The 7,291-nt window shown below is 57.5% G+C and carries 6 protein-coding genes; 3 read left to right on the top strand and 3 right to left on the bottom strand.

What is annotated here, in order from left to right:
* Window positions 1-226: 226 nt before the first annotated feature.
* Both Q0Z94_RS10425 and Q0Z94_RS10420 read right to left on the bottom strand, forming a co-directional pair.
* On the bottom strand, window positions 227-1,744 hold the full coding sequence (locus Q0Z94_RS10425; protein ID WP_298069478.1) for an ATP-binding protein: 1,518 nt from the start codon (window positions 1,742-1,744) through the stop codon (window positions 227-229).
* Window positions 1,745-1,747: 3 nt separating this feature from the next.
* Complete coding sequence (locus tag Q0Z94_RS10420; protein ID WP_298069476.1) at window positions 1,748-2,512, bottom strand: response regulator transcription factor; 765 nt, start codon at window positions 2,510-2,512, stop codon at window positions 1,748-1,750.
* A 206-nt stretch (window positions 2,513-2,718) separates the two neighbouring features.
* Between Q0Z94_RS10420 and Q0Z94_RS10415 the strand changes: the two genes are divergently transcribed.
* From Q0Z94_RS10415 to hemL, 3 genes are all read left to right on the top strand, one after another.
* Window positions 2,719-3,600 (top strand): D-alanyl-D-alanine carboxypeptidase family protein, encoded by an 882-nt coding sequence (locus Q0Z94_RS10415; RefSeq protein WP_298069474.1) that lies wholly within the window; start codon window positions 2,719-2,721, stop codon window positions 3,598-3,600.
* A 465-nt stretch (window positions 3,601-4,065) separates the two neighbouring features.
* Window positions 4,066-4,539 (top strand): siroheme decarboxylase subunit beta, encoded by a 474-nt coding sequence (locus tag Q0Z94_RS10410; protein WP_298069471.1) that lies wholly within the window; start codon window positions 4,066-4,068, stop codon window positions 4,537-4,539.
* A 29-nt stretch (window positions 4,540-4,568) separates the two neighbouring features.
* Window positions 4,569-5,843, top strand: coding sequence for a glutamate-1-semialdehyde 2,1-aminomutase (gene hemL, locus Q0Z94_RS10405; RefSeq protein ID WP_298069469.1), 1,275 nt, complete (start codon window positions 4,569-4,571; stop codon window positions 5,841-5,843).
* Window positions 5,844-6,105: 262 nt separating this feature from the next.
* Here hemL and Q0Z94_RS10400 read toward each other — a convergent pair whose 3' ends face one another.
* A complete protein-coding gene (locus tag Q0Z94_RS10400) occupies window positions 6,106-6,861 on the bottom strand; it encodes a DMT family transporter (RefSeq protein WP_366517613.1) in 756 nt (251 codons plus the stop codon).
* Window positions 6,862-7,291: the final 430 nt, after the last annotated feature.

The raw sequence follows: 7,291 nt of genomic DNA, 5'->3' as shown, positions 1-7,291 counted from the left end.
TACAAATCCCCATCTGTTTACAAAGTTCAGCCTAGCGGGGCTTTCTTACTTTGTCCACCTGATGGGGTGCATATCACCTCCAGGGGATTTTTCTGCCTTTACGCCGATCCATTCATGTGCTTTTTCAAAAAACATAGCACCCCTGAGTTCAACCAGTACGGTATTCATCTTAACGCCGGCCCCTCTTTACTCTGTCAGACTTCACGCCAAACAAAAAGCGGAGACCTCAGCTCCTTCGGAAGGTGGCCACAGCTAGGAGACCTCCTTCCGGACGGTTGGAGAGTTTCACGTTGCCACCGTGCAAGCGTGCCATGTTCCGGGCTATGGACAGGCCAAGTCCGGTACCGCCAGTGCTGCGGTTACGCGAAGGCTCAATACGGAAGAATGGCTCAAAGACCTTTTCCAAGTCCGCTTCAGGGATGCCCGGTCCGCTGTCGGCGATAGTCACCGTGAGCAGATCCGGCGCGTCCTTTACGTCCACAACCACATGCCCGCCGTAACGCAGTCCGTTGTCCATGAGGTTCGCCAGGCAGCGTTTCAAACTCTGCGGCCGAGCCTTGAGCGGGGCAATAGAACAAAGTTCATCTCTATTCTGAAGCCGTTCTTCCAGACTAATATCGAGTCCCATGTCCTGACGATCTTCCACCAGGGTTTCCAGCAGCGATGCCACGTCCACCTGCGCTTCCGGCTCCGTGTTGCTGCGCGCCAAGTCAATGGTGGTATCCATGAGCTGCTGGAGTTCGCCGATATCCTTCTGAAGGGGAATGCGCTGAGACTCGTCGAGCTGTTCCACACGCAGACGCATACGGGTGAGGGGTGTGCGCAAATCGTGGGAAACTGCCGCAAGCGTGCGTTCCCGTTCTTCCAGAAATTCCCGGATGCTTCGCTGCATACGGTTGAACGCCTGCGCTGCCTCCCGAACCTCCGTAGGGCCTCTCTCGTCCACGGGGGGCGTACCGGGAATGTCGCGGCCAAAGCTGTCGGCTGCACGGGCCAGACGGCGCAGGGGCTGGACGCAGAGGAAAAATGCTATCAGGCTGATGCCTACGAAGAAAAGCTCAATGGCGATGATACCCGTGAGCGGGAAGGCAGGCATGGGAGGATAGCCCGGGGAGGAGTCCTCGATGATGAGCCATGTGCCGTCATGCAGAGGCACGACGGCCGTTGCACGGTACACCGAAGAATGGTTCTTTCTAGGAGGGGGCGCGACATAACCCCGCACCGATTCGTAAAACGCCTCCATCGGGCTGGGCAGGTTCAGTTCGTTCACCATCAGCGCCGCACGGCGCGGGATCTCCCGTTTGGCTCCATGCTCGTGCGGACGCCTAGGACCGTCGTAGAGCCTGGAGAGCGATCGATTCAGCATGGTCTCCATCAGTTCCGATGCTTCCCGAGTGTCCTCAACATCACCGGAGATAACGGGCGGAAGCGTTGAAAAGTAGACCTTGAAGCCCTTGGTGTTGAGTTGTTCCCTCAGGACAAAACGGATCTCCGGGGAACATGCATCCAGGAGCACTGCGGTTTCAGCCATGCTTCGGGCACGGTCGGCCATGAGTCCACGCATGAAGTAGAAATGCCTGGACTCCCCTGCGTAGATGGTCGTCAACACAAGAATGGCAAAAAAACCACCGGAAAAGATGAGGATGAGCCGCGACAGCAAAGAATCGGGCGAAAGCCGTGCCGCTGCGCGGCGCACTGCTTCAGGCAGGCTCCATTTCCCGCGCATCTTCAGCGTTTCCGGCATAGGCTATTCCGCCGTCACCGTGCTGGCAAAGACGTAACCATCACCGCGCACCGTTTTAATGAGCTGTTCTTCCTTTGCCCCACGGCTCGTATCACGCAGGCGGGCGCGCAGACGGCAGATCTGCACATCGAGACTGCGGTCGAAGGGACTGCGATCCAGCTCTTGCCCCTGCAATTCGTCCTGAAGAAAATCACGGCTGAGCACCTTTTGCGGATGTTCAAGAAAAATGGAGAGCAAGCGAAATTCCGCGCCGCTCAGGTTCACCACCACGCCGTTCGGCGTCACCAGATGGCGGGCGGAAAGATCGAGCGTCCAACCGCTGAAGCGATACGCCTTTTCCGGCCGAACCGTCCCGTCTTCCGTGCCGCGACCCGCCCGGCGCAGGACAGCACGGATACGGGCCAGAAGCTCCCTGGGCTGGAAGGGCTTGACCACATAGTCATCGGCTCCCAGTTCCAACCCCACCACGCGATCCGTAGTGTCCCCCAGCGCCGTGAGAAAAATCACCGGCACAGAAGAACCGGTCTCGCCCGTGCGCAGACGGCGGCACAGGGAGAGTCCGTCCTCCCCCGGCATCATGATATCCAGCACCACAAGATCCGGCGTTTCTTCCTGAAAACAGGCAAACATGGACTCGCCATCGGCAGCGGTACGGACGCAGTATCCATGCTGGCGAAGGTATTCGGCGATAAGACTGCTGATATCTGCGTCGTCATCGACCACGAGAAGAGAAACGGGCTTTTCCTGCGTGTGTTCGGCGTCTGACATGGCTGTTTCCTCCAGACCTTTTCTCCATTATAACCCGCACGGCGGCAAAACTCATCTTTTTTCCTGTTACAATATCTTACAGTGAAAGCGTATCTGCGTGCCGCTGCACTCTGACGCTCCGGCTTGCCACCACCGCAAAAATTGTCTAACAATTTCTTTCGCCTTCGTCACGGTCTTCCCTCTTCCCCCCTGTCCCAGGAAAAACCATGCCCAGCAGCCTCGCCTTCCTCCGCGTCTTTGCCCTGCTCCTCGCCTTCTGCCTCGCTCCTGGCTTCGCTCAGGCCGCGCCCCTCAATGTCAAAAGCGCCATTCTCATGGACGTGACCACGGGCCGCATCCTGTACGAACAGCACCCCGACCAACGTATCCAACCCGCTTCCCTGACCAAGGTTTTGTCCCTGTATGTGGCCTATAACTCCATCAGTGCCAGAAAAACGGACTACTCCAACGTGGTCAGGGTCAGCCGGAACGCTGCGGGTACGGGCGGTTCCCGCATGGGCCTTCGGGCAGGCGATCGCGTTACACTGGATAAGCTCTTCTACGGCATGGCCGTGGCCTCGGGCAACGATGCCAGCGTCGCCGTGGCCGAGCATGTTGCCGGATCCACGGGCGCGTTCGTCAAGCAGATGAACGCACTAGCCAGGCGTCTGGGCATGAAAAACAGCCGCTTTGTCAACGTCCACGGCCTTCCGGATCGAAACCAATACACAACCGCCCGGGACATGCTCAGACTGGCCCGCAGTTATCAGACTGTCTATCCCCGCGCCCGGCGCTACCACCTCGCCCCCTCTGTCACCCACCACGGCCGAACGGAGCCGAACCACAACCCTCTCGTGCGTTCCTACCCCGGCATTCTTGGCCTCAAGACCGGCTGGGTGACCGCCGCAGGATACAATATCATCGCCTCGGCCCGGCGCAGGGGGCATACGCTCATCGCCGTGATCCTCGGCGCTCCCAATACCAGTGTGCGCACCGCTGAAATCCGCCGTCTGCTCAATGCCGGTTTCGATACGCTCGGCAGGGGGCCGTCCGCCACAGCTAAGGCTTTGGGGGTTACTCCAAGGCAGGCCGCACTGTTGAAAAAATAGCTGTTGAACCGTAAACATGCATGGGAGTACCACCGGCTTGACCGATGAGCGTCCCCGTGCTGCGCTAAGGCTCTCACCAGCTACACTACAGTTACGCTAAACGATTAACTACAAGCATGAAGCCCCAAAAACGGACACCAATCCGACCTGCGGCAATACCTGAGCCACTCTGTTTCGCGATCATGTTGCCATGCTTCACTGCTGCTTCAAACAGGCAAAAGACCTTTTCTGCGAGATTCCGGCGCTCTGCTCTGTCTTCTCAGAGGAACGGCAGTTCTTCGGAAATGCTGATACATGCTTCCAAGCTGTCCCTCTTTTGGCAGTAAATTCCGTAGCGGTGAGCCAATGCACAGTATCGAAACACACCACTGAGCATTAGAAAAGTTTTCCCGCGTACGCTCTCTTGCGCAGGAGACAGGCAACGACTATACTTGCTGCCAACAGTTGTTTCAGAAGAGGAAGAGTATGGAATTTACAGAAAAAGAACGGGCCGTCCTGCGCATTGTTCAGAAAGATCTGCCGGATACGCTCACGCCCTACGCGGACATAGCCGCTGCCGCAAACCTTACGGAAACGGAAGTTCTGACTCTCCTGAAACGCCTTCAGGACTGCGGGGCCATACGACGCTTCGGGGCAAGCATCAAGCATCAGCGTACTGGCTGGGCATGCAACGCGATGGTGGCCTGGATCGCATCTCCCGGCGACGTGGACGAAATCGGCCGAAAGGCCGCAGAACATCCGCACATTTCTCACTGCTACTACCGGCCGAGCGCGTATGCGGAATGGCCGTACACGTTTTACACCATGATCCACGGCAGGAGCGAGGAAGACTGTCTTGAAGTCGTCCGAGAGCTTTGCCGCACCACAACTCTCAAGGAATACGAGATTCTGGAGAGCGAGAAGGAACTGAAAAAGATTTCCATGACCTATTTTGCCTAGCCGCCGTAAGGGCGATACAGGAGCCTGCCATGAATACTCAACGTTCCGAAGCGCTTTTTGTCCGCGCACAGGAACTCATCCCCGGCGGGGTGAACAGTCCGGTACGCGCATGCCGTAACGTCCACGCCGATCCCCTCTTCATCGCGGAAGGCCATGGTTCTCACCTGACCACCGTAGACGGTGAGGAAGTCATCGACTTTCTCGGCTCGTGGGGTCCCATGCTTGTGGGGCACGCTCATCCCCAGGTGACCGAAGCCATCTGCAAGGCGGCCATGCGCGGGACGAGCTACGGCGCACCCTGTGCAGACGAAGTGCGGCTGGCCGAGGAAGTCTGTGCGGCACTGCCTTCCGTAGAGATGGTGCGCATGGTCAATTCCGGCACAGAGGCCACCATGAGCGCCCTGCGGCTGGCCCGCGGCGTGACCGGCCGCGACAAGCTCATCAAATTTATCGGCGGCTATCACGGGCACGGGGACGCCTTCCTCGCCAGCGCCGGATCGGGTGTAGCCACGTTCTCCATACCGGGCACTCCCGGCGTTCCCGCCGCGACCGTGGCCGATACCCTGCTCGCTCCGTATAATGACCTTGATGTGGTACGCACGCTTTTCGAGGCGCACCCCGAAGAGATCGCTGCGGTGTTCGTGGAGCCTGTGGCCGGAAACATGGGACTGATCCTGCCCCAGCCCGGTTTTCTCAAGGGGCTGCGCGACCTGTGTACACGCTATGGGGCGCTTCTGGTCTTCGACGAAGTCATCACCGGCTTCCGACTGTCCTACGCCGGTGCCCAGGGTCGCTTCGGCATCCTGCCCGACCTGACCACCTTCGGCAAAATCATCGGCGGCGGTCTGCCCGTGGGAGCCTACGGCGGCCGTGCGGATCTCATGCGCCATGTGGCTCCGGAAGGAGAGGTTTATCAGGCGGGTACGCTGTCAGGGAACCCTCTGGCCATGGCCGCAGGACTGGCGACGCTGGACATCCTCAAACACTCCGACTATGCCGCTTTGGAAGCGAAGGTTCACAGCTTCGTGATGGAGCTTGAAGCCATACTCCGTTCCAAGGGCGTATCGGTGCAGATTCCGCACATTGCCTCGCTGTTTACCGTGTACTTCACCGAGGCCGCGCTCATGGACTTCGAGAGCGTCCGCACGACAGATCAGAAACTCTTTGAGTCCTTCTACAAACAAATGCGGGCACAGGGCATCTTCATGGCACCGTCCGCCTTTGAAGCCAATATGCTGTCCTTCGCGCACAGCAATGAAGATTTTGCCAGGGCGCTGGAAGCCGCCGAAAACGTAAAGTTCTAAATACTCTCTCCAAAACGAAAGGACGGGGATACCGGCAAATCCGAACCCCGTCCTTTTTAATTCGACATCTTTTCGGTTTACTGGAATCTGTCTATATAGCTAACTAAAAGTCATACAGAAAACTAGACATAACGGCAACATGGATCAAGAAGGCAAGTCTTGTTTGCGACAGACTGTGACATTAATGTATATCCAGAAAAATGTGTTTCTTTGGGATACTATCCCTTAACTCATTCTGAATAAAACTTCATGCAGGCATCCTTTAGCTGTCCGTCTCCTTCGCACGGCGAGCGGCGCGCTGCTGCATGAAGGTACCTGAGACGATAAGAAAAAGCCCGGCCAGCGTGCTCAAGGCAATAGGCTCACCTATAATAATGCTGATCCAGAACAGTGCCAGAAACGGAACAAGAAGCGGCAGCGTGGAAATATGCGCCACCGAAGAAGCGAGGCGCAGCGCCATGCTCCAGAGCAGGAAGGGGACGGCCAGTTCGAAAAGCCCGACGTACACACCGCCAAGCAGAGGGCGCAGGGGAAAGAACAGCGCCTCTCCCCGCACGAGGAGCGTGAGTGCAGCCAGCGTGAAGGCGGTGAAAAAACAGAGGACGAGTCCCGGGAGCGGGGGAATGCGGCTTTTCGCGTTCACTATCCAGTACAACGCGTAGAGCACGGTACTGCCCAACGTGCAGGCCAGACCGATCGGGTTCAGCGGACCAAGTTCACCTCCGCCGCCGAGTGCGATGATAAGGACACCACAGTAGGCAAAGACCATCCAGAACAGTTCCCTGGCGGACAGCTTCTGTTTGAGGAATGGGGAAGCCAGCAGCGCCAGCATGAGCGCCCAGGTATTGTTTATGGGCATTGCTATCTGGGTCGGCAGGAAGTCGTAGGCCGTGAACAGCACCGTGTAGTAGAAGTAGAGCATGAAGCCGAGGAATACGCCGTTCTTCCAGTCGTTTCCGGAAAGCCCGGCAAATACGGAAAACTTCCTCTGCACCGCTGAGACTCCCAGAAGAAACACGAAACGTACCCATGCTCACATAAATGAGCTGCATGGGGCTGAGGCTTGCAAGAGCGACCTTGAACGCCGTGGCCACCGTAGACCAGGCGAGGATGGTCAGAGCGGCATAAACAAAGGCTTTGGTCTGATTCTTCATGGACTTGCGGGAGAAAGGGCCTGCGAGGGAAAATTATTCAGAATATATGTTTCAATCCACAGTCGCCCCATCTGCCGGCTGACTCCGCAACCGACTGCTCCGCGAGCTGGCCGCAACCTGATGGGATGGCCCGCTCCCCTCTCAGAGCGAGTTGCTCAAACGGCATCAACGTGCCACGATGTATACAGAGAAAATCACATCAAGGGAGCGAACCATGACGCAAGTATACACCATCGGTATGGACATTGCCAAGAACAAATTTCAAGTTCACGGCGAGGATCAGCACGGAAAACG

The sequence above is a fragment of the uncultured Mailhella sp. genome, assembly GCF_947631555.1.
Classification (GTDB): Bacteria; Desulfobacterota; Desulfovibrionia; order Desulfovibrionales; family Desulfovibrionaceae; genus Mailhella.
This window is presented reverse-complemented; position numbering and strand designations above follow the sequence as displayed.